20 protein-coding genes and 1 pseudogene are annotated in these 22,394 nt (G+C 65.0%); 12 read left to right on the top strand and 9 right to left on the bottom strand.

The genetic code is table 11. The annotated features are described in order from the left end of the window. Positions 1 to 78 precede the first annotated feature (78 nt). Entirely contained in the window at positions 79 to 810 is a 732-nt protein-coding gene (locus NKI15_RS21440; protein ID WP_023673885.1) for a DUF2270 domain-containing protein, read from the top strand. 37 nt (positions 811 to 847) lie between these two features. On the opposite strand, the gene NKI15_RS21445 is transcribed toward NKI15_RS21440, so the two are convergent. Further along, the gene (locus NKI15_RS21445) at positions 848 to 1,108 is read right to left on the bottom strand and encodes a hypothetical protein (protein WP_023705127.1); all 261 of its coding nucleotides are present in this window, start codon (positions 1,106 to 1,108) and stop codon (positions 848 to 850) included. Positions 1,109 to 1,476: 368 nt separating this feature from the next. Between NKI15_RS21445 and NKI15_RS21455 the strand changes: the two genes are divergently transcribed. Beyond that, positions 1,477 to 1,782, top strand: coding sequence for a hypothetical protein (locus NKI15_RS21455; protein WP_023689804.1), 306 nt, complete (start codon positions 1,477 to 1,479; stop codon positions 1,780 to 1,782). 52 nt (positions 1,783 to 1,834) lie between these two features. On the opposite strand, the gene NKI15_RS21460 is transcribed toward NKI15_RS21455, so the two are convergent. Then, positions 1,835 to 2,467, bottom strand: coding sequence for a Vgb family protein (locus tag NKI15_RS21460; RefSeq protein ID WP_023705129.1), 633 nt, complete (start codon positions 2,465 to 2,467; stop codon positions 1,835 to 1,837). A gap of 29 nt (positions 2,468 to 2,496) precedes the next feature. Then, entirely contained in the window at positions 2,497 to 3,717 is a 1,221-nt protein-coding gene (locus NKI15_RS21465) for a helix-turn-helix domain-containing protein (protein WP_352886881.1), read from the bottom strand. A 388-nt stretch (positions 3,718 to 4,105) separates the two neighbouring features. Here NKI15_RS21465 and NKI15_RS21470 point away from each other — a divergent pair, with 388 nt between their 5' ends. From NKI15_RS21470 to NKI15_RS21480, 3 genes are all read left to right on the top strand, one after another. Then, positions 4,106 to 4,858 carry a DUF899 domain-containing protein gene (locus NKI15_RS21470; protein WP_352515040.1) on the top strand — a complete coding sequence of 251 codons (753 nt, stop codon included), beginning with the start codon at positions 4,106 to 4,108 and terminating at the stop codon, positions 4,856 to 4,858. An 86-nt stretch (positions 4,859 to 4,944) separates the two neighbouring features. Further along, complete coding sequence (locus tag NKI15_RS21475) at positions 4,945 to 5,217, top strand: hypothetical protein (protein ID WP_352515039.1); 273 nt, start codon at positions 4,945 to 4,947, stop codon at positions 5,215 to 5,217. A 48-nt stretch (positions 5,218 to 5,265) separates the two neighbouring features. Next, complete coding sequence (locus NKI15_RS21480; RefSeq protein ID WP_352515038.1) at positions 5,266 to 6,270, top strand: zinc-dependent alcohol dehydrogenase family protein; 1,005 nt, start codon at positions 5,266 to 5,268, stop codon at positions 6,268 to 6,270. Between the two features lie 18 nt (positions 6,271 to 6,288). On the opposite strand, the gene NKI15_RS21485 is transcribed toward NKI15_RS21480, so the two are convergent. From NKI15_RS21485 to NKI15_RS21495, 3 genes are all read right to left on the bottom strand, one after another. Next, on the bottom strand, positions 6,289 to 8,151 hold the full coding sequence (locus NKI15_RS21485; protein WP_352515037.1) for an ATP-binding cassette domain-containing protein: 1,863 nt from the start codon (positions 8,149 to 8,151) through the stop codon (positions 6,289 to 6,291). Between the two features lie 72 nt (positions 8,152 to 8,223). Continuing rightward, positions 8,224 to 9,369, bottom strand: a complete 1,146-nt coding sequence (locus NKI15_RS21490) for a sugar ABC transporter substrate-binding protein (RefSeq protein WP_352515036.1) — start codon at positions 9,367 to 9,369, stop codon at positions 8,224 to 8,226. A gap of 158 nt (positions 9,370 to 9,527) precedes the next feature. Continuing rightward, complete coding sequence (locus tag NKI15_RS21495; RefSeq protein WP_023715137.1) at positions 9,528 to 10,184, bottom strand: SGNH/GDSL hydrolase family protein; 657 nt, start codon at positions 10,182 to 10,184, stop codon at positions 9,528 to 9,530. Between the two features lie 166 nt (positions 10,185 to 10,350). On the opposite strand from NKI15_RS21495, the gene NKI15_RS21500 reads away from it, so the two are divergent. The 3 genes from NKI15_RS21500 to NKI15_RS21510 all read left to right on the top strand — a co-directional run bounded on the left by NKI15_RS21500 (position 10,351) and on the right by NKI15_RS21510 (position 14,689). Continuing rightward, entirely contained in the window at positions 10,351 to 11,586 is a 1,236-nt protein-coding gene (locus NKI15_RS21500; RefSeq protein WP_352886887.1) for an ROK family protein, read from the top strand. 233 nt (positions 11,587 to 11,819) lie between these two features. Beyond that, positions 11,820 to 14,369, top strand: coding sequence for a caspase family protein (locus NKI15_RS21505; protein ID WP_352515034.1), 2,550 nt, complete (start codon positions 11,820 to 11,822; stop codon positions 14,367 to 14,369). Positions 14,370 to 14,383: 14 nt separating this feature from the next. Then, on the top strand, positions 14,384 to 14,689 hold the full coding sequence (locus tag NKI15_RS21510; protein ID WP_023703064.1) for a hypothetical protein: 306 nt from the start codon (positions 14,384 to 14,386) through the stop codon (positions 14,687 to 14,689). 24 nt (positions 14,690 to 14,713) lie between these two features. On the opposite strand, the gene NKI15_RS21515 is transcribed toward NKI15_RS21510, so the two are convergent. Continuing rightward, positions 14,714 to 15,076, bottom strand: coding sequence for a hypothetical protein (locus NKI15_RS21515; protein WP_023672522.1), 363 nt, complete (start codon positions 15,074 to 15,076; stop codon positions 14,714 to 14,716). A gap of 134 nt (positions 15,077 to 15,210) precedes the next feature. Between NKI15_RS21515 and NKI15_RS21520 the strand changes: the two genes are divergently transcribed. Next, positions 15,211 to 17,307, top strand: a complete 2,097-nt coding sequence (locus NKI15_RS21520) for an alpha/beta fold hydrolase (protein ID WP_031205196.1) — start codon at positions 15,211 to 15,213, stop codon at positions 17,305 to 17,307. 9 nt (positions 17,308 to 17,316) lie between these two features. On the opposite strand, the gene NKI15_RS21525 is transcribed toward NKI15_RS21520, so the two are convergent. Next, a complete protein-coding gene (locus NKI15_RS21525) occupies positions 17,317 to 17,934 on the bottom strand; it encodes a TetR/AcrR family transcriptional regulator (protein ID WP_023709407.1) in 618 nt (205 codons plus the stop codon). A 458-nt stretch (positions 17,935 to 18,392) separates the two neighbouring features. Between NKI15_RS21525 and NKI15_RS21530 the strand changes: the two genes are divergently transcribed. Genes NKI15_RS21530 through NKI15_RS21540 form a run of 3 tightly spaced genes read left to right on the top strand, consistent with a single transcriptional unit; the run spans position 18,393 to position 22,164 of the window. Next, complete coding sequence (locus tag NKI15_RS21530; RefSeq protein ID WP_023672519.1) at positions 18,393 to 18,887, top strand: (2Fe-2S)-binding protein; 495 nt, start codon at positions 18,393 to 18,395, stop codon at positions 18,885 to 18,887. Beyond that, positions 18,884 to 19,867, top strand: coding sequence for an FAD binding domain-containing protein (locus NKI15_RS21535; protein ID WP_023727038.1), 984 nt, complete (start codon positions 18,884 to 18,886; stop codon positions 19,865 to 19,867). The genes NKI15_RS21530 and NKI15_RS21535 overlap by 4 nt, the downstream gene beginning before the upstream one ends. After that, positions 19,864 to 22,164: a xanthine dehydrogenase family protein molybdopterin-binding subunit gene (locus tag NKI15_RS21540; RefSeq protein WP_352515033.1), complete on the top strand. Its 2,301-nt coding sequence runs from the start codon at positions 19,864 to 19,866 to the stop codon at positions 22,162 to 22,164. The genes NKI15_RS21535 and NKI15_RS21540 overlap by 4 nt, the downstream gene beginning before the upstream one ends. A gap of 71 nt (positions 22,165 to 22,235) precedes the next feature. On the opposite strand, the pseudogene NKI15_RS31995 reads toward NKI15_RS21540, so the two are convergent. Beyond that, positions 22,236 to 22,394: pseudogene (locus tag NKI15_RS31995) on the bottom strand (integrase); the annotation flags it as partial.

Raw genomic sequence — 22,394 nt, forward strand, 5'->3', positions numbered from 1 at the left:
ACCGATTGCGCGTTGCGCGGATGGGGATGACCGGCGTCGTTTCGGCCGGCCATGGCGTTGGGAGGCGCGTGGCAAGGGATGTCCCAGGTCAAGACCGTGAAAACCGACGAAGCGGCTGCAGCGCCGCGGGCCTCTGATGCGTTCGCGCTGAAGCTCACCTCATCGGAATTCGTGGCCACCATGTCGCATTTCCACCGCGCCGAAATCGCCCGCATGGCCGGCTGGCGCGACCGGCTGGACCGTACCAGCAACTGGGCGATTACTGTCGTCGCCGCCATGCTCTCAGTCTCACTCTCGACGCCCAGCGCCCATCATGGGGTGCTGCTCTTTGCCATGCTGCTGACCACGCTGCTGCTATGGATCGAGGCGCGGCGCTATCGTTTCTTCGACGTCTACCGGGCCAGGGTGCGCCAGTTCGAGCGCTATTATTTCGCGCAGATTTTCTCGCCGCAGCCCGACTACGCCTCCAACTGGCTGGCCATCGTCGGCGAAGGCCTGCGTTCGCCGCGCTTCCTGATCTCGCAACGCGCGGCGTTGGTGCGCCGGCTGCGCCGCAACTACATTTTCATGTACACGATCCTGATGCTGGCGTGGGTGCTGAAGATCACGACGCCCAGTCTGCAGCGCGAAGGGTCGCCGATAGGCTTGGGCGCGTCATTTCTCGACGCCGCGCGCGTGGCGCAGCTCGGCCCGGTTCCAGGCATCTATGTCGTGTGCATGGTCGGGCTGTTCTATGTCGGCCTACTCGCAGCCGCTTTCCTCATCTCAAGCGACGAGGGCGAGCTTTCGCATGGCACCGTGCATGTCTGAGAGCGGCCTCGAAAAGCGCAATCTGCCGCGGTGATCTTCAGCAGACATTGTCGACCATCAGAGCGGTCGCTTCCGACCGGCTTGCGGCTTCCTCAACCGGAAGCCGTGCGCGATGGCGCTTGTAGGCGGTGAGCGCGATGACCAGCACGCAGCATACGGCGTTCAGCCAGTTGATCGCCGCCAGAGCGGGATCGTTCAGATTGATGTGGGCGTAGAGTCCCGTCGTGGCGTTGGCGCCTGTCCACAACAGCCAGGTCGCGTAGGAAATCGCCGACGCCCCGTGCCTGTCCCGGGCCACCCGCACGATCTGCGGCAGCTAGGACACCACGCGCAAGCCATTGAAAATAGTGAAGAGATAAAAAGACAGATCAGCAAGTGTCATCCGAAACCCCTGTCATGGCCGGACGTCCCATAGCGTTCCTTGCAGTGGCGGCATGTGAGCCCGTTCACATGCCGGCTTCGATTTTCCTGTTGCGGCCCGGCACCCGGATTCTTTCGCCATGTGGGCGTTCGCCGTGAGCCAGCCCGACGAGGTCGACATGAACCAGATCCTGTTTCGGCCGACGGCGCGGGAGTACTAAACAGATCTCGTGCTTGGGCAAAGTTCGGGTTGACCGCTGCCAAGAGCGCGGCGACTATCCCTGCAACGTGCAGGAGGACATGAGAATGGACGAACCCGATCGCTGGCGGCACATGGCGAGCGCGCCCAAGGACGGCAGCCGCATCCTGGTCACGGTCAGGCCATCGGAACAGGGGCCGGCCGAGGTCGACCTCGCTTACTGGTCGCGCGCCGACCAGTTCGGCACCGAGGGCTGGCGCTCTTCCGATTCGTCGCCAGGACGGGTGATCGAATACCCCGAACCGGAGTTGAAATGCTGGATGCCGCTGCCGACGGCCAATCTGAGCCGGGCTTCAATGCCAAGTCCGTGGCAAGGCGAAGACGTCCCGCTGCTCGACGGCTCCGGGATATGATCTCGGCGGGATGACCGTAGGAAACACGCTGCCGGCCCAATACTTGACGGCCTTACTTCGGCCGACGCACTGATCGCACCATGCCGCCGGGGCCGCTGCCGCAGAAGAAGCGGTCGCCGCCGTCGGATTCGAGCCCGGAAACGCCCACCCCTGCCGGCATGTCGAGCCGTTCCAGCACCTTTCCGCTTTGCGGATCGACGCGCCGGACATCGCTCTGGTCGCCTTCCCAGGTGCCGTGCCAGAGCTCGCCATCGACCCAGGTCACTCCGGTGACGAAGCGGTTTGAGTCGATGGTCCGCAGGATTTTCCCGGTCTCGGGATCGATCTGGTGGATCTTGCGCTCCCGGTTCTGCCCCACCCAGAGCGTGCCCTCGGCCCAGGTCATGCCGGAATCGCGGCCGCCGCCGGGCGCCGGGATGGTGGAGAGCACCTTGCCGGTATCCGGGTCGATCTTCTGGATGCGGTCCCCGGCGAGCTGAAACAGATGCCGGCCGTCATAGGCGGTGCCGGCATGGGCGGCGACATCGATCGAGCGCAGCGTCTCACCGCTTGCCGGATCGAAGGCGGTCAGCCGCTCGCCCGTCGCAAACCAGACATTCTGTCCGTCGAAGCTCACGCCGTGCACGGTGTCGACATCAGGAAAGGGCCCGTATTCGCGCAGGATTTCCGCTGCTGAATGTTTCATGTCCTGGTCCTCGATCATGGTCACCTTTCCTAGCCGTTCGGCAGCGGCGACGGGAGTAACAAGGTGGTCGTGAAACCAGCGACCGGTGGCGTCATCCAGCGCCGCGCCCGGCCGTGGCCGAAGGACTGCACTTTGCCGGTCTCGGCCAACTGCTCGAGCGCCCGCTGTACGCTGCGCTGTCCGGCGCCCAGCGCCAGCGCCAACGCCGAGCTGGCCCAGGATTCACCATCAGCCAGGAAGGCCAGCACCGCGGCGTGCCGCTCCTCGATCGGCCGCGCCAGCACCGCCACGGAGCCTGCTTCGCGCGGCTTTAGCGCAAAGCCCTGGCTGGTCGCGCCTATGCCCGCCAGCGGCCGCAATTCGGCTCGCAGCCGGCCGATCTCGACCCGCAGCCTGGCGCGATGCGATTCATCGGCATGCCGGCCGCCAAAGGCGCGGGCAATCAGCGTCGCCCTCGGCACATCCGCCGGCCAGGCTTCGGCAAGCGCGCGCGCCAGCGCAAACAGCACCGGCCTCGTTGCCAGCGAGATCGTTGTTTCCTGCTTGTGCACGATATAGCGGAACGTATCGACGACCAGCGCGCGCGACGCCTGCAGCGCCTCGACCTCTTCGAGCAACAGCGGATGCTCCTCGCCGCCTGCGATCAGCCGCGCCGCCGGCGTCTCCAGCGCCAGGAAGGCGCTGTCGACCTCCGCTATAAGACCCGGAATGCCGGCCCGGCGGGCGGCATGGCGCGCCCACTCAAGGGCTGCGCGCGCGGCCTTCGTCTTCAGGCGCCGCATGGCGATGCCGGCAACCGCGAGTTCATGCGCGGCGCGTGAGGCCGGCGGAAGCGGCGACGGATCGAGCCCAGCCAGCGCGTCTTCAGCTTCGTCGAGGCGGCCGATCAGCAGCAGGCGGCGCACTTTGAGATGCCCGGCATGCGCCGCGTTCAGCCGGTCGCCATGCTTTTCCAATGTCGACCGCGCCGCGTCGAGCGCCTTGGACGGCCAGCCGAGATCACGCGAAACAAGCGCGATCTCGGCTTCGGCGACAACGCACCTGGCGCGCGCCACCGCCTCCTTTGGACCGAAGGCACGGCCGGCCCTACGCAACAGTACTTTGGCGCGATGGAAATCGCCGAGCTGCGCCATGGCAATGCCGCGCAACGCCAGCGCCGGGGCATCCTCGCGCAAGGCGACGCGGTCGAGTGCCGCCAGCGGGTTGCCCGCCGCCAGCGCCAGCCCTGCCGCGGTGATCAGCGAGTCCATGCAAATCCCGTCACATTTGTAACTCCCACCGCTCCCCTTACCGGCCCTAACTTAAGTCACCACCGCCAAGCAGCAAGCTGCGGACGGCGACCTAGCCATCTGGACTGGTTGAAGACGCCCAGGCTGCGTTGACGGCAATATTCGCATTCGCTAGCCTGAGCATCTCAGACAGTCGCGTTAAGCTTCTCAATAAGGAAAAACCGACCATGCCTGCTTCCGAGGACCTCGAGCCCACCGTGCGGCCTCGCCACCCCTGCTGCGGTGGCCCGCCTGCAAATGCCGTCACATTTGTAACTCCGCCCTCGCCGCCTCGCGGCCCTAGCCTGCCTCACGATCAACAGGCAACGACAAGCCACAACGGCTCAACAACTGGCAAAGGAAACAAGCAATGACCAAGCACGTGGCAATGAAGACCCCACCGGTCGTTTCAAGGCAGGAATGGGAAGCCGAGCGCGAAAAGATGCTGGTGAAGGAAAAGGCAACGATGCGCGCCAGGGACGCGCTGTCGGCCGAGCGCCGGCGCATGCCATGGATGGAAGTAGACAAGGCCTATGTGTTTGAGGGTCCCAACGGCAAAGCGAGCCTGCTCGATTTGTTCGAGGGCCGGCGGCAGTTGATCGTCTACCGCGCCTTCTACGAACCCGGCGTCCACGGCTGGCCCGAACATGCCTGCCGCGGCTGTTCGCTCGGCGCCGACCAGGTCGGCCATCTCGCCCATCTGAACGCCCGCAACACCACGCTTGCCTATGCCGCCCGCGCGCCGCAGGCCGACATTGCCAGCTTGAAGCAGCGGATGGGTTGGGAGATGCCCTGGTACACAATCACCGACAGTTTCGACAAGGATTTCGGCGTCGACGAATGGCACGGCCACAACGTGTTCATCCAGGACGGCAAGAAAGTGTATCGCACCTACTTCATCAACAACCGCGGCGACGAGCAGATGGGCACGGTCTGGAGCTACCTCGACGCAACGCCGCTCGGCCGCCAGGAAATCTGGGAGGATTCGCCCGAAGGCTATCCGCAGACCGAGCTCTACAGCTGGTGGAACTGGCACGACAATTACGACGCCGCACCCGACATGACGTGGGAGGAAGTGTCGGCGGCCGGCGAAGCCGCGTTCCGCAACAAGGACGGCAAGTAAGGACCTGGAGCGGCGCCCATCCAGCTTGGTTTCCTGTCCCTCACGGGACAGGAAACCCGGGCATTGATCATCAAGGGATTACGACCATGAGCGATATCGGCACAGGCACCGACAGTGAGGTCCCTCAACGCTCCGATGCAGTTTCTCTCCGCACCGCCGACTGGCTGTGCCTCGCCGCGGCCCCTGTTTTCGCCGTGATGGCGCTGTTTACCTGCATTCACGCTGGCGACGGCGTCATGTCGTGCCTGGGGGCCGATGCCTCCCCGCTCACCGGCATGCCGCTGATGTATCTCTTGATGAGCGCCGTCCATCTGGCGCCCTGGCTGCGCGTGATTTCCGGCCGGCCGGTCCGGCGATAGGCTGGACCGCCGCCGCCATGCTAACGCTCTTTACGTCGGAGAGAGACTATGAAGCTGGTCAGGCTGAGAGCGCCGGGCGGGTTGGACAAGCTCGACCTGGTCGAGGAGGATCAGCCCCGGCCTGGGCCGGGAGAAATGCTGGTCAGGATTCGCGCCTGCGCGCTAAACATGCGCGACGATTTCGCCGTACAAGGCAAGGTGCCGCTCGCTGACGGCCGCGTGCCGCTGTCGGATGGCGCCGGCGAGGTGATCGCGATCGGTGACGGCGTCGACACGTTCAAGCCGGGCGACAGCGTCGTCAGTGTTTTCTACCCCTGGTGGCTGGCCGGCGACATGAGATCCGATACAAGCCGCGACATTCCCGGAGACAGTTTCGACGGCTTCGCCAGCGAGTATGTGTGCATGCCGGCGCAGGCCTTCACCAAGGCGCCGGCGGGCTATACGCATCTCGAGGCGGCAACGCTGACCTGCACGGGCGTCACCGCCTGGCGCGGCCTGGTGACATGCGGCAAGGTAAAGCCCGGCGACACGGTGCTGATCCTTGGCACCGGCAGCGTGTCATTGTTTGCGCTGCAATTTGCCAAGGCCGCCGGCGCAAGGGTCATCGCCACGTCGTCCGATGAAGAGAAGCTGGAGAAGCTCAGACGACTCGGGGCCGACAGCGTCATCAACTACAAGGCGGTGCCGGAGTGGGGCGGCAGGGCCAAGGAACTGACGGACGGACGCGGCGTCGACCATGTGATCGAGGTCGGTGGACCGGCGACGCTGGCGCAGTCGATAGCGGCCTGCCGGACAGGTGGGCATATCGCACTCATCGGCGTCCTGACCGGCTTTGCAGCAGAAGTGTCAGTCCCGGCGCTGTTTTCAAACCAGATCCGCATCAGCGGGATTTCAATCGGCAGCAAAGCCGACCAGCAGGACATGATCCGTGCCATAGAGGTCAACCGCCTGAAGCCCGTCATCGACAGCAGCTTTCCACTGCAGGACATCGCCGCCGCCTTCAGGCATTACGAAGCGCAAAGGCATTTCGGCAAGATCTGCCTCGAGCTTTAGACCCTGCGATCGGCATTCCTACCCAGCGGCCGGCGCGAGCGTGCCGCTTGCCATCAGGCCCCAGAGCTGATCGGCCGTCAGCTGTCTGGCCGAGCCGTCGTAGGCCACCCGGCCGAGGCTGAGCACCACGATCCTGTCGGCCAGCGCCCGCACTGTGGACAGGTCGTGCGTGACCAGGATGACGCCGGTGCCGCTGACGGCGATCGAACGGATCAGCTTGACGACCTGCGCGGTCTGCTTGACGCCGAGCGCGGCGGTAGGCTCGTCGAGGCAGATCAGCTTGACGTGATCGGCAAGCGCGCGGGCAATGGCGATGGACTGCCGCTGGCCGCCCGACAGCGAGCGCACCAGAACGTTTTCGTCGCGAAGCGTGACGCCCAGCGCGGCAAGCCGGGCACGACACTGCTCGGCGGCCTTTCGGTCGTCGCGAACCGGGAAGACACCGAGCCAACGCCGCGTTTCCTCACGCCCGAGGATCATGTTGTGGGCGACGCTGAGGTTTGGGCAGAGCGCCAAATCCTGGTAGACCGTCTCCAGGCCGGCGCCGCGTGCATCCTGCGGGCTCCTGAAGGAAATCGGCTGGCTCTCAAGGGTCATCGCGCCGGCATCGGGCTGGATGGCGCCCGAAATAATTTTCACCAGCGTCGACTTGCCGGCGCCATTGTCGCCGAGCAGACAGACGATCTCGCCTTTGCCGACCGTGAAGCTCGCCTCTTCTAGGGCCGTCAGCGCGCCGTAGGATTTGCGGGCGCCGGCAATCGAGAATGCCGGACCTTGCGGGGCTTCTCCATTGCCCTCCGTCACGGCAGGGCCGGCCGAGGCGACGGCACCATTGTCCGCCACCGTGAAGTTGGTCGCGGCGGCCCGAGCGCGCCGGCCGCGAAAACCGATCGCAGCCTGGTCGGCCACCAGCGCCAGCAACAGCATGCTTCCCACCGAAATGGATTGCCACCATGATTGCAGGCCGACGAAGATCAGTCCTGCATTGAGGATGCCGATGGTGGCAACGCCGATGGCGATGCCGAGCGGCCGGCCGGAGCCGCCGGAAAACGCAACGCCGCCGAGGATCGCGGCGGTGAGCACGTCGAGCTCGAAGCGAACGCCGATGGTCGGCGTGATGCTGCCGAGACGACCGGCGATCAGAACCGAGACCAGGCCGATCAGCAAGCCATTGGCGGCGTAGAGGCCAACCACCGTGCGCCGCACCGGAATGCCGCAGAGTTCGGCCGCGCGCGGGTCGCCGCCTATGGCGTAGAGCCTCAAGCCGGTGACCGTGCTGGTCAAGACAAAGGCTCCGATCACAAAGACCAGCGCGGCGATGATCACGGTGTACTGGATGCCGAAGATCTTGCCCCGCCCCAATTCGAGCAGAGCCTCGGGAAAACCATAGACCGCGGTGCTGGAGACGACGAAGGCAAGGCCGCCATAGAGCGCCAGCATCGCCAGCGTGACGATCAACGGCGAGATGCTCAGCCTGCGCACCAGCAGACCGTTGAGCAGACCGAGCAAAAGGCCCAGACCCAGGCCGACGCAGATCGCCAGCAGCGCGCTCTGCGTCGCCACTGCAACCTTGGCAGTGATGATGCCGATCAAGGCGACCATGCTGCCGATGGAGAGGTCGACATAGCCGGCGATCAGCAGCGCGGAGGTGCCGAGCACGGCAATCAGGATCGAGGTCGAGTTGACGCCGATGACAACGAAATTGTCGAGGCTGAAGAACGATTTGTTCAACAGCGAGAAGGCGACGATCAAGCCCAGCGCAACCAGGGCAAGGCCGACGCGGCCAGACGCTTCGCCCGGCACCTTGACGCCCGGCAGCAAGGATGAAAACCGGCACGTTTGCGGCGGCGTCGTCCCCGTTCGAAGGCTGTCTGTGCTCATGCTTGCCTCTGACTGAAGCGGGCGGTTTCAGGTCAGGCTGAACCCGCCCGTATCGCGCGGGAAAAACAGGCGCTACTTTGCCTCGGATGACCAGGGGAAATTCACATACTGGTCGCGCGTATCGTAGCAGATGTTGCCGTACATCCTGAGATAGATGTCGCGGCGCTTCGGGTCCTTGTAGACCGCGGCCGGGTCGGCGACGTCGGCCTCGTACTGGGCCATGTAGTCGCTGGTCAGGGCCACGGGCAGGATATCCATCGCCTGCGGGATGCTCTTGCCCTCCAGCCAGTCGGCGGCATGCTGGCCCATGGCGTAGGCGAAGACCGGCGAAGCAAGGCTGATGCTTGCCTTGTAGGGACCGCCGCCTTTCTTGATCGCGGCGACCGCTTCCGGCTCGCCGTCGATGCCGCCAAGGAACTGGTCCGGCCGCGCCTTGCCCGCCGCTTCCAGGGCAGCCAGCGCGCCGAGCACGACCGTGTCGGCGCCGAGCACGACATCGACGTCGGGATGGGCCTGGAGAATGGTGCTCATCGTGGCAAAGCCGCCTTCCTTGTTGACGGGATTGGGCGAGATGTCGGCGACGATGGTGACATCAGGCATGGCCTTGAAGATGTCGCGCATGGCGGCAAAGCGCGGCGCCAGGAATTCCATGCTGTCATGGGACAGGATGACGACATTGGCCTTGCCGCCGAGCTTGTCCTTTATGTAGGCTGCGGCCGCTTCGGCCAGCACCTTGCCGGTCTCGTATTGCGGCGCATTGAGCAGCGACGTGGCTGGCGGCGGCACGATGGTGCCGACATAGGCGCCCGACCAGATAAGCTCCTGCAGGCTGCGGCTCATCGAGGCCGGGTCCACAGGCGCCGCCACCAGACCGCCGATCTTGGAGGCGAGAAACAATTGCACCTGCTCGACCCCCTTGGCGGCGTCATTGTTGGCAAGCGCGCGGCGATATTCCAGCCCGCGATCCTTGGCGGCGGCGGCCAGGCCGCGGTCGACGCCCTGCATGAATTCACGCTCGTTGTCCTGCGCGAAGGCCAGCACCTTGTTCAGGCCGGGCGGTGGGCTGCAGGCCGGCGCCTTCGGATCGAACGGCGCAAATACCGCCGGCTTGGTGAGCCCGGCCGGGCCGTCCTGCGCGCTTGCCAGAATGGTACCGCCCGCGAGCACACCGGCAACGCCGAGCAGCGTCGCCAGCATCATGTTCCTGTCAGATCGCATTTTACTTCCTCCCTGTCGTTGATTGTTGCCGCGCATCGCAAGCCTCGCGGTCGCTACTCTTCCCAGTCTCCCCAGATACCCACCTTCCCGCTCGCAAGTCAAAACTTTTTCCAGTGGAATTAATTAATCAGAGATAGTCGGGTGACTCGCCCACGCGATCACGCCTTGCCGATCAGCGACTGGACGACTTTGGCCAATTCCGTGCCGAGCACGCGATGCGCGTCGCTGTCGAGGTGAATGCCGTCTACCGCGCTCGATTCGACGACGTCGCCGGCGTTGAAGAAGGCGGCGCCGGCGCGCCGGGCCGCATCGCGGAACAGGCCGGCAAAGTGCATCGACTTTGAAGCGCCGCCCAGGAACATCTGGCCGAACCAGTCGACCTCCAGCATCGGCGGCGGCGCAACAATCAGGACCGCGGGCGCCACGCCTGCGGGGCCAGCTTCGCTGCGCAGCACAATTCTGGCCAAGATCTCAATAGAATCAGCGACATCATTCGGCGTTACCGAGAACCTATGCTTGAGATCGTTGGTGCCGAGCATCAGGATGACGAGGTCGAGCGGCATATGCGTTTCCAGGCACACCGGGAGCGATTTGAGCCCGTTCTTGTGGAGACCTTCGATCGGATCGTCGTGCACGGTGGTGCGCCCGCCCTGCCCTTCTTCGATCACATCCCATCCGCTGCCGAGCTGGCGGCGCATGATGCCCGGCCAGCGCCGGTCGGGCGTGAAGCGGTGCCGTCCGACCCGGGCCAGGGTGGGAATGGCGCCATAGGTATTGGAATCGCCAAAGCACATGATTGTCCGGGTCTGCGTCACGGCATTGCTCCTCCAGGCTTGCATACTTTGAACGACAGCAGGCCGGCCGGCGTCAACTACATTTTTCCATCGGGTGGATTTAAGTGTTGCCTTGCCGTGCCCGCATTGCTACGTCAGCGCTTTGATCGGCTCGTCTTGCGGCCAACCTCCTTGCGCAGGGGAAAGCGTGACCGGCACCAGCTTCTTCAGTCTCGAAAAGATCGCCGAGGGCCGCAGCGGCGGAACCACGCAGGCCGAGAGCCGCGTCTACAACGAACGCCTGATCGTCTCGCTGATCCGCCGGCACGGCCAGCTGGCCAAGACCGATTTGACGCGGCTGACCGGGCTGGCCGCGCAAACCATCACCACCATCGTCAACCGCGCCGCCGACAACAAGCTGTTGCTGCGCCTGGAGCCTTTGCGCGGACGGCTGGGGCAACCCTCGGTTCCCTATGCGTTGAACCCGAAAGCCGCCTATGCCTTCGGCCTCAAGGTCGACCATCGCAGCGCCGATGTCGCCCTGGTCAATTTCGTCGGCGACGTGATCGCGTTCGAACGCACGCTGTTCGACTATCCGACGCCCGTCGAGGTGATGAAATTCGCCAATGTCGCCATCGCGCGCATGTGCCGCAAGCACAAATCGATAGAGCAAGACCGCATCGCCGGTCTTGGCATCGCCTCGCCATTCCATCAGTGGAACCTGAGCGAAGAGAGCGCGGTGCCGGCGGGCAGGCTGGATGCCTGGAAGGAAATCGACATTCGCGCCGAACTGGACCGGGTGTTCGACTGGCCGGTGTTCCTCTACAACGACGCCACGGTGTCGGCCGCGGCCGAACTGATGTTTGGCGCCGGCGGATCCCGCGCCGATTTTCTCTATGCCTATGTCGGGCACTTCATCGGCGGCGGCCTGGTGCTCGATCATCACTTGTTCCCCGGCCGCAACAAGCTGGCCGGGGCGCTAGGCGACATGCCGGTGCCCGCGCCGGGGCGCAAGGGCGACCGGATGACGCCGCTGCTGCGCGTCGCTTCGCTGCATTCGCTCGCCGGCAAGTTCAACGACCAGGACAATGGGGACAAGGATGCCGGCCGCATCTGGTCGTCGCCCGACGATTGGGGCGACCTTGGAGAGCCGCTCACCGCGTGGATCGATGAGGTTTCGGACGGGCTTGCCTATGCCGCCCGCAGTGCCGTTGCCTTGCTCGACATCGACAATGTGGTGATCGATGGCGCCATACCGAATGGCGTGCGCAAGGAGATCGCCAAGTCCATGCGCAGAAAGCTGGCGCGGATCCTTGTCGATCGCCCCGAGCCGTTCTCCGTCATCGAGGGGACGTTTGGCCATCTCGGCCCCGTTATCGGCGGCGCCAGCATTCCGTTGCTGGTGAAATATTCGAACGACAAGGAATTGCTCTTCAAGGAATAGGCGCGCAGCCGCCGGCACCAGGCATTTCGAACTGTGAGACTTGTCACATACCTGCTCGTGAAGCGCGTGCTACTTGCACCCTGCGGTAGGTCGACGCCGAAAGAAATCGCCTGGCATGGTCTGGCGGTGACGGGCCTTTCACTTTATGCTGTGGCAGGTTGCATACTCTCAACGGACCTTGATGCCGCAAGCGGTGTTCTCGTCGGCGTCAGGCCGCGACCAGGAGTTTTGTCATGCTCCGACTTTGCGGATTCATCGCGGCCTTCATCCTTGCCGGCTTCACAAGCTTCGAGGCCTGCGCCGATCGAAGGGTCGCGCTCGTCATCGGCAATTCCGATTATCGCGACATCCCGGCGCTGAAGAACCCGGCCAAGGATGCCCAGGACGTATCGGCCACGTTCCGGCTGGCCGGCTTCGAGGTTTTCGTCGCCGAGAATCTCACCAAGCAGCAGTTCGAAGGCCAGTTCCGGGACTATCTGGCCGCCGCCGACGGCGCCGATCTCGCCGTCGTCTACTATTCCGGGCACGGCTTTCAGATCGGCGGCGAGAATTTCCTGATACCCGTCGACGCCTCGTTGAAGAAGGCGGCCGACATCGAGGTCCAGGCCATCAAGCTCAACGACGTGCTGGAGCAGCTGCGCTCGAAGTCGAAGATCCAGGTGATCATCCTCGATGCCTGCCGCAACAACCCCTTCCCGCGCAACAATTACTGGCTGCGCGACCAGCTTGTCACCGCCGGCAATACCGGGCTGGCGCAGGTGCGAAGCTCGCTCAACACGCTGATTGCCTTCGCCACCGAACCAGGCGCGGTCGCCTATGACGGCAGCGGCGACCTCAGCCCGTTTTCATCGGCCTTTTCGCGGCGCGCGCTGGCGCCGAACCAGGAGATCCGCACGGTCATGTCGGCGGTGCGCCGCGATGTCGTGCAGGCCACCAACGGCATGCAGGTGCCCTGGGAAAATTCCTCGCTGATCGATGACGTGGTGCTGGTGCGCCGCAACAACCGGCCTTCGCTGCCGCCAGTGCTGGAGAAGGTAGTGCTCTCGGGGGTCGGTCCTGTCGCTCTCGGCCTGCCGGAGCCGGTCGATGTCGATGGCGGCGCTATCAGCGTCAGCATCGAACGTCCGCCGGCAATGGGCCGTCTGGTGCTGGACGGCAAAGACGTCGCGGTGGGCGAACCGATCCAGGGCAAGGACCTGCCGCGCCTGCAAATGGATGTCCCCAAAGGCGCCGCCACGCAGGACGAGGTGGATATGCTGGCCTATGCCACGCATGACAATTGGGGCGGCGGGAGCCAGGGCATACTCGTGTTCCGCGTCAAGAGCGGCGAAGGTGCGGCGGGTCAGCAGATCATGGCTTCGCTCGAGGCCGAGCAGAAGCAGCAGGTGCTGGAGCGCGGCATCCACATCACCGGCGCTGCCGAAGCGATCGAGAACCGCAAGCTTGATATTCCCGTCGGCGTCGGCCCGGTCGCGCTCAATCTGGATTTCCCCACCGACGATCCGGCGGTCAGCCTGAAGGTCACCGGGTATCCGGCAACGGGAACGCTGTCATTGCCTGATCGAACCTTGTCGCCGCAATCCAGCCTTCTGGCCGGTGAAGTCGACCATCTCCGTTACGAGCCGCAGATCGGCGCCGGCGCGCCGGTCGAGGTCGGCTTCGAAATCCGGGCCGACAGCAGCTCGGCTAAGCCCGCGACAATGAAGCTGTCGCCGACGGTCGATGCCTGCGATACCGCCGCCGGCGAGCCTCTCGACCTGCAAGGGGTGGTGCCCGGCCTGCTGCCGAACGAGATCGGCGCCGGTGCGGTGGCAGCCTGCGAGGCGGCCGTGAAAACCTATCCAGACGTCGCCCGCTTCCACTACGAGCTCGGCCGCGCCCTGCTTGCGGCAGGCAGGGTCGGCGAGGCCAGGTCAGCCATCGAGGACGCCGCCAAGAAAGGCCATGTGCGCGCCGTCTTCGAACTCGGCTATCTCAACGCAACCGGAACCGGAACGACCATAGACCGCACCCAGGCCAACGCTCTCTACAAGGCTGCCGCCGACAAGGGTGATCCTTACGGTATGACCTCGTGGGGACGCGCGCTGTTCAATGGCTATGGCGTCAACCGCGATACGGCCAAGGGCCTCGACCTGCTGCTCAAGGCGGCGGCCATGGGGCACACCTATGCCATGAACGATCTTGCCGCCATCTTCACCGAGGGCCGCAATGGCGTGCCTGCCGATCCGGCCCGCGCCGTCGCCTTCCTGCAAGCGGGGGTGCAGCGCCAAGACATGTATTCGATGAACCTGCTCGGCCGCAATTACCTCGCCGGCCAGGGCATCGACAAGGATCCGAAGACGGCGCAGGCCCTGTTCCAGCAGGCCACCGATCTTGGCCAGCCCTACGCGCCCGGCAGCCTCGCCCGCATGTACAGGGATGGCGCCGGTGTGCGCCAGGACCCGGCGGAAGCGCAAAGGCTGTTCGAACTGGCGACCACGCGCGGCGATCCGTCGAGCGCCTATGATCGCGCGGCGCTTGAAATGGCGAAAGGCGACAAGGCCGATCAGGCTGTCGCGGTGCGCTTCCTGGCATTCGCCGTCGCGCTCGATCTGCGCAATGAGCTGCCGGACGCCAAAAAGGGCCTGGCGCAGTTCGGCACCAAGCCGAAAACGGCAGCTTTGGACGCCCTGCGTCGAGAGCTCAAGTCGAAGATTCCCGCGTCCGGTTCGCTGGACACGCAACTGGTCAATGCGGCCCGGGGGGTCTGGGAAGAAGCCAATCCGCGTCGGGATTTGTTCTGAACAATAAGGAGGCCATGGTGGGCAAGGCATTCAAGCAGACATTCGGGCAGGCATTCATCGGGATAATTCTATCCGGCGTTCTGGCCGGGCTCATGGGCTGCACCTCGGTGTCGCCGATGTTTGAGCCGGCGCCGCCGGTGAACCATCGCAAAGTGGTTCGCGTAGCACCTCAGCCAAAGGTGGTCAGATACAAGAAGGCGGCCACCGGCAAAGTGATCAAGCCGGCCGAGGAGATCCCGCAAAAGCCGCCCGTGATTCCTTCTCTCGGCGGCAGCGGAGGCGGCGGTGGGGCTGGCGGCGGCGGCGGCGGTTGGGGATGAGATCGTCGACCAAGGGCGCTGCACTCAGCGGCCCCAAAGGGTCTTGCTAAATTCCGCATGAGCCTTGGACAACGTCAAGCCGAAATCGTCCATCCCTGTCGCGGCATCGGTTGGCCAGCGGACAATTCGGCGCAGCGCTGCACGGAAAAGGCAGCGGACGAACGCTGCCAGTGCAGAGGCCACGACCGCCGCCGGATCGAGTCTGCGAGCCGCCAATGCCCGATGGGCCTGTTGTGTTTCGAGATAGCGGGCCAGCGCAATATCGTGACGCGATGGTGCGCCAAGCTCCTGCCGGTCGCGCCCGGGGTCGTCATGCCAGATGGGCCACTCGGTCGGGCCAGGGTGATGCACGGTATCCTCCTGCGAAAAGAGATCCAGTGCGAACAATCTCCTCAAGCGCCGTGAGCAACGCGTGGGAACCTGCGTGATGGAATCGTGAAAAGCGCCTCGGCGGCGGAATAAGTGTTGAAATGGACCGAGCTTGAGCGGATCGTCGTCGCGCTGTGACCGTGGCGGATCCGATGACCGGACCTTATCTTCACCTGCTGGGTGGTTTCGACTTTGGTGGCGTCGGGGCCACGGTTCCAGCCATCAGCCGCAAGGCGCGTGCGATGGTCGCCTATCTCGCGCTGCAGTCGGGGCATTCGCAGTCGCGCGAGAAGCTGGCGACCCTGCTCTGGGGCATCAACAGCGAGGCGCAGGCGCGAATGAGCCTGCGGCAAGCGGTATCGTCTGTCAGGAAGGCCATGCAGACGTGCGGCGGCGGCCGCTTCCTCACCGATGGCAACAGCGTCGCTCTGCATCTCGACGGCCTTGATTTCGACGTCGCGCGGTTCGAGGCGCTGGTCGCCAGCCCGGCACCCGAAGACCTCGAACTGGCGCTCAATGTCTACCGCGGCGACCTGCTCGACGGCTTCGGCCTGAAGGAGGAGCCATTCGAGGACTGGCTGAGGATCGAACGCGAGCGGCTGCGGGCACTGGCCGTCGCGGCGCTCGACAGGCTCGTCGCGCATTATGCCGCGACGAACGATCCTGCCGCATGCGTGCGCGCGGCGGCGCGCCTGCTGGCCATGGACCCGTTGAGGGAGGATGTCCACCGTGCCCTGATGCGCGCCTATGCGGCGCAAGGCAGGACCAATCTCGCGCTGAAGCAATATGAGCACTGCCGCACCGCGCTTCTACGCGATCTCAAGCTGCAGCCGGAGCCGGAGACGCGGCAATTGTTCGAGACGCTGCGCACACGCCGCACAATGGCGCCGGCACGGCCACCCACGACTGATGCGGATGACGCTACCGGCTTCAGCCACGAACTCGCAGCCCCCCCGACCCACTATGTCAAATCGGCCGGGATCAACATCGCGTATCAGGTGACCGGCGACGGTCCGGTCGACCTGATCCATGTGCCGGGATGGGTCTCCAACCTCGACCACGCCTGGGGCTCGCCGCGGCTTTCGCATGTGCACCGGCGGCTCGGCACTTTCTCGCGCCTAATCCGCATGGACAAGCGCGGCACCGGGCTCTCGGACCGCAATGTCGGTCTGCCGACCCTGGAAGAGCGGATGGAAGATGTGCGGGCAGTGCTGGATGCGGTTGGCTCGAAGCGCACGGTGCTTTTCGGCAGCTCCGAGGGCGGCCCGATGTGCATGCTGTTCGCGGCGACCTATCCCGAGCGCACAGCGGCACTCGTGCTCAATGGGGCCTACGCCCGCGGCAGGTGGTCACAAGACTATCCGTGGGCGAAGACAAGCGAGCAGGTGGAAGAGGATCTGGCGATCGTCGAGAAAGAATGGGGAGCGGCGGCGGATATGAGCAACGCGGCGCCCAGTCTGATGAGCGACACGTTCGAGACAGAATGGTTCGCCGCCTATCTCAGGAATTCTGCCTCGCCCGCCGACGCGATCGCCCTGTGGCGCTGGGGAGCCGAAATCGATGTTCGCGACATTCTGCCTGCTGTCCATGTTCCGACACTGATCATGCAGACGACTGGCGACGGCTGGGTGAAGCGGGAAGAAGGACGTTACCTGGCGACGCACATCGAGGGCGCCCGATACATTGAGTTCGCCGGCCGCGACCACGTCATCTGGGGCGAGAATTCCGATCGGATCGTCGACGAGATCCAGGCTTTCGTCACCGGCGCCTTGCCGGCGGCCCCAGGCGAACGGCTGCTTGTGTCGGTGCTGTCCCTCGATATGACGGGCTCGCCTTTCGGCATCGACCCGGCCGAGCGGCACGCCGAAGCGCTCCGTGGCGAACTCCTCGCGGCCGAAGGCAGAGAGATCAGCCGATCGGACGGCAAGGTGCTCGCGGTGTTCCAGCGGCCAACGCGGTCGATCCAGTGCGCGATCGCCATCCGCGATCGCTTGCGGCAATCCGGTGTCGAGGTCCGCTCGGCGGTGCATATCGGCGAGTGCGAGCAGCGGGGCCATCAATTTTCAGGCGCGGCGATCGAACTGTCATCGCGTCTGCTTGACCATGCGCGGCCGGGCGAAATCATCGCATCAAGGACGGTGCGCGATCTCGTGGTCGGCTCCGGCCTGCGGTTCGAGGAGCGTGGCGAAATGGCGGCAAGCGGGCTGCCCGGCGCGTTTCGGTTCTATGCGGTCGATGGTTCGGCTTGAGCCGCTAGGTCACCTCTTCCCTGCCCCGAACCGCAGCCCGTCCATCAGCAGCTTGACCAGCCGGCGCGAGCGGTCGCGCCAGTCCTTGGTGTCGGGGGCCGAGTAGATGCCGCCGAGTGCGTGCAGCACATCGGAGGCGTCGACGTCGCTGCGGATCGAGCCTTCGGCCACCGCCGCCTCGACCAGTTGCCGCAAGGCCAGCGACACCCGGCCCGACATGTCGGAGAACACGGCGGAATTGGTGTTGAACAGGATGCGCAGGCTGGCCGCCAGGCCGCGCTTGGTGGCGATGTAGTCGACGAAGCGCTGCATCCACTGTTCCAGCGCCATGTCGGCCGAATGGTGGCTGGCGAGGTCATCGGCCGCCGCACAGAGCGCCTCGACTTCACGCCGGTAGACCACTTCGACCAGATGCTCGCGGGTTGGGAAATGCCGGTAGAGCGTGCCGATGCCGACGCCGGCCTGGCGCGCGATCTCCTCCAGCGAGGCATCGACACCGTGCTCGGCAAAGGCCGCTGCCGCAACCTCGACCAGCCGGTCGCGGTTGCGCTGCGCATCGGCGCGCAGCGGCCTTGGCGCTGCGGCTTCGCGCTTCTCGTCGGCAATTGCTTGCGACTGCTCGGTCAATTTTTTCTCCACTGTCGATATATGGGGGCTTGAACCCAAAGGGGTAAGCCCCCAACTAGATAAACGGAGGCGCCTCCGTTTTAGTGGAGCAGTCTTATCATATAATCAGGGGAGCCGGTATGTCACGTGTTGAGATTGTGAAGACTGAAGCATCCCCTGCCCGCTGGAGAGTCGGGGCGGCAGAGCTGTCAATCTCCCCCCTCGTGGGGGAGATGTCCGGCAGGACAGAGGGGGGCCCTGTCCCGCCAGCCTATCGAGGCCTGACCAACACCCGCTTGGAAAAGGTCTATTTCGACGCATGTAAATCGGGAACGTCGCATTCCTTCGCGCCCCCTCTGCCCTGCCGGGCATCTCCCCCACAAGGGGGGAGATTAGGCGCGCCGTCGCCTCTTCCCTTGTCCTCTCCCACTCGAGCCATTTCAATCCCCTAGCGTCAAGCAACTGGAGCCAGACGCCTCATGACCGACCAAACCAAATCCACCACTATCCCAATCCGTCTCACCATCAACGGACACAGTCACGAACTGCAGGTCGAGCCGCGCGTCACGCTGCTCGATGCATTGCGTGATCGCCTCGACCTGACCGGCACCAAGAAGGGTTGCGACCAGGGCCAGTGCGGCGCCTGCACGGTGCATGTCGAGGGACAGCGCGTGCTGTCCTGCCTGACGCTTGCAGCACAGGTCGAAGGCCGCGAGATCACCACCATCGAAGGATTGGCCGGCGATGACGGCACGCTCAACGCGGTTCAGGCTGCTTTCCTCGACCAGGATGCTTTCCAGTGCGGCTACTGCACGCCGGGACAGATCATGTCGGCGGTCGCCTGCATCCGCGAGGGCCATGCCGGCTCGGATGACGAGATCCGCGAATACATGGCCGGCAATCTGTGCCGCTGCGGCGCCTATCCGCACATCGTTGCCGCCGTGCGCCAGGCGGCACTGGAGGTCGCGTCATGAGGGATTTTTCCTACGTTCGCGCCGATAGTATCGATGCGGCACGACAGGCAGCCGCCCTGCCTGGGGCCATGCTGCTTGCCGGTGGCACGACGCTGGTCGATCTCGCCAAATGCGGAGTGGCCGAACCCGACAGCCTGGTCGACATCACCCATCTCACAGGGCTCGACGCCATCAAGGTCGACGCTAACAGTGCTATGATCGGCGCGCTGGCCAAGATGAGCCACGTCGCCGACCATGCCGAGATCAAGAGCCGCTTTCCCGCGGTCTCCGAAGCGCTGTGGCAGGCGGCTTCCGCGCAACTGCGCAACATGGCGACCATCGGCGGCAATCTGATGCAGCGCACGCGCTGCCCCTATTTCCGCGATCCCGCGAATTTTTCCGCCTGCAACAAGCGCTCGCCCGGCAGCGGCTGCTCGGCGATCGGGGGCGTCACCCGCGGCCATGCCGTGCTCGGCACCAGCGACGCCTGCATCGCCATGTATCCCGGTGACCTCGCCACCGCGCTGGTCGCCTTCGACGCCGTGGTTCATCTTGGCGAACGCCAGGTTGCCGTCGACGACTTCTTTCTCCTGCCCGGCGCCACGCCCGACAGGGAACATGCCATCCAACCGGGCGAGATGATCACCGCCATCAGCATACCGGCTTCCGGCACGGCCCGGCGTTCGACCTATCTCAAGATCCGCGACCGGCAGTCGTATGAGTTCGCCGCTGCAAGTGCCGCAGTCGGCATCGACTTCGAAGCCGATGGCCGCACCATTCGCGACCTGCGCGTCGCGCTGGGCGGCGTCGCGACGAAGCCGTGGCGGGCGCACGCCGTGGAAGCGGCGTTGAAGGGCAAGGTGCTCAGCGAAGACAGGGTGCGGGCAGCCAGCTTGCTCGCCATGGAAGGGGCGATCGACCACGGCGCCAACCACTACAAGATCGAACTGGCGCCGCGCGTCGTTGCCCGCGCCATCCTCAAGACGGGAGCCATGTCATGACCATTCACGACCCGAGGACACGGCACGGCGACGCTTCGGACGGCACTGCCGATCAGGTTGGCGGGCGGCTGTCGCGCGTCGACGGCCCGGCCAAGATTACCGGTGCGGCAAAATATGCCGTCGAGCAGCAGCTCGACGGGCTAACCTACGGCGTCCTGGTCGAAAGCACGATCGCATCAGGCAAGGTGCGCTCGATCGACACGTCAGCCGCCGAGGCGGCACCTGGTGTGCTCAAGGTGCTGACGCCGGACACCATCATGCCGCTGAAGACTGCATCGGACTGGTTCGGCACACCGCCGCCGGACAAGCCCTACTGCCCGCTGGCGCGCGATATCACCTTTTCGGGCCAGCATGTCGCCGCGGTCATCGCGGAGACCTTCGAGCAGGCCGTTGCGGCCGCAGCCCTGGTCAAGGTCAGCTATGACGAGACGCCGGCCATCGTCGACCTCAGCGACGCCAAGGCGGGCGACGGCATTCCGATCGCCGCCATGACCAAGGAATGGGGCGATGCGCAGGCCGCTTTCGCCGCTGCCCCGGTGCGCGTCTGCGGCGCCTATAACACGCCGCGCGAATACCAGGCGCCGATGGAGCCGCATGGCCTCATCGCCCGCTGGGAGGGCGACAAGCTCACCGTGTGGGAACCAAGCCAGTGGCTCGACGGCATGGCCCGCACCTATGCCGAATGGTTCGGCGTGCCGTTCGAGAATGTGCGCCTGGTCTCGCCCTATATTGGCGGCGGCTTCGGCTCCAAGGCGCTGGCGCTCGGCCATGGCGCGGTGGCTGCTGCCGCAGCCAAGATGCTGGGACGTCCGGTGCGGGTCGTGATGACGCGGCCGCAGACTTTTACCGGCTATGGCGGCCGCGCCGCGACCCGCCAGACGGTGACGATCGGCGCCGACCGTGACGGAAAGATCCAGTCGATCGTGCATCGCGGCGTCAATGAAACGTCGATCGACGGCATGTGGGTCGAGCCTTTGGGCGTGGTCACCTCGATCATGTATGCGACGCCCAACTTCTCCTCGAAGCAGAATGTCGTGCGGGTGAATTCGGTGGTGCCTGGCGCCATGCGCGCGCCGGGCGAAAACCCTAGCGCCTTCGGCATCGAAAGCGCCATTGACGAGCTCGCCTACGAGGTCGGCATCGATCCGCTGGAGATCCGGCTGAGGAATTACGCCGAGCAGGATCCGCACGCAAAAAAGGCTTGGTCGACGCGGCAGTTGCGCGAGGCTTTCGCGGCTGGCGCCGAACGCTTCGGCTGGGCCCAGCGCACGTCCAAACCGCGTTCGATGCGCGACGGCAACCAGCTGATCGGCTGGGGCGTCGCCGCCGGCACCTACCCGGTGCGGCGCGCTTATGGCGAGGCCATCGTGCGTATCCTTGCCAACGGCTCGGTCGAGGTCGAAAGCTCCTCGATCGACATGGGCCAAGGCACGTACACGATCCTGGCGCAGACGGCGGCCGAAACGGTCGGCGTGGCGGCCGACCATGTCGTCGTGAAGCTCGGCGATTCCCGGTATCCCCGCGCCGGCGTGGCCGGCGGGTCGCGGCTGGCCGGCGTGATGACGGGCGCGGTCTACAAGGCGGCGACATCGGCGCTCGATCAGCTTGTCGGACTGGCGATCAGCGATCCGCGCTCGCCCTTCCACGCGCTGCAGGCCAACACGCTGGTCGTCGCCAATGGCCGCATCAGGTCGCCGCGCGGCGATGGTCCCGATGTCTCGATCGCCGACCTGCTGGCCAGCGTCGGCCGCGACCGCATCGAGGCCACCGGCGACACCATGCCGGCGAACTCGACCGCCGAGGATCGCTACAAGAACTACACCACCATCGCGGCGGCACTGCCGCACACCGAGGGCGACTATTCGCGCCACTCCTGGTGCGCGCATTTCATCGAGGTGCGCGTCGACGAGGATTTCGGCACCGTGCGCGTGTCGCGCGTGGTGTCGGCGCTGGATTCCGGCCGGCTCTACAACCCGAAACTCGCGGAGAGCCAGTGGAAGGGCGGCATCATCATGGGCATCGGCCAGGCGCTGCTGGAAGAAGGCATTGTCGACCGCAGGCATGGCCGCATCGTCAACAACAATCTCGGCGACTATCTGGTGCCGACCAATGCCGACATCCCCGATATCGAGGTCATCTCGGTCGGCATTCCCGACCTGCACTCCTCTGTGCTCGGCGGCAAGGGTGTGGGCGAACTCGCCATCGTCGGCGTAGCGCCGGCGATCGCCAACGCGGTGTTCCACGCAACTGGAAAAAGGATACGCGACCTCCCGATCACGCTGGAGAAGTTGATCTAGGAAGCGGCGTGTGTCCAGCCGATAGATGGGTAACACTTTGAACCGGATACATAGGTGACACTTCTCTCCCCCTATGCGTCCGCCGCAGCGCCAAGCGGATTGGTTGGCGCGGCGCTGCGGCGGACAAGCTTCATGTGCCGTGTGTCGATGATGCCGAGCGGGTGGGCATGGAATGAGAGTGTCCATTGTCCGTCTTCGGTCTCCAACGCAGCGACCGGTTCGCCCGCCAG

The organism is Mesorhizobium sp. M0862 (genome assembly GCF_040319795.1).
Taxonomy (GTDB): Bacteria; Pseudomonadota; Alphaproteobacteria; order Rhizobiales; family Rhizobiaceae; genus Mesorhizobium.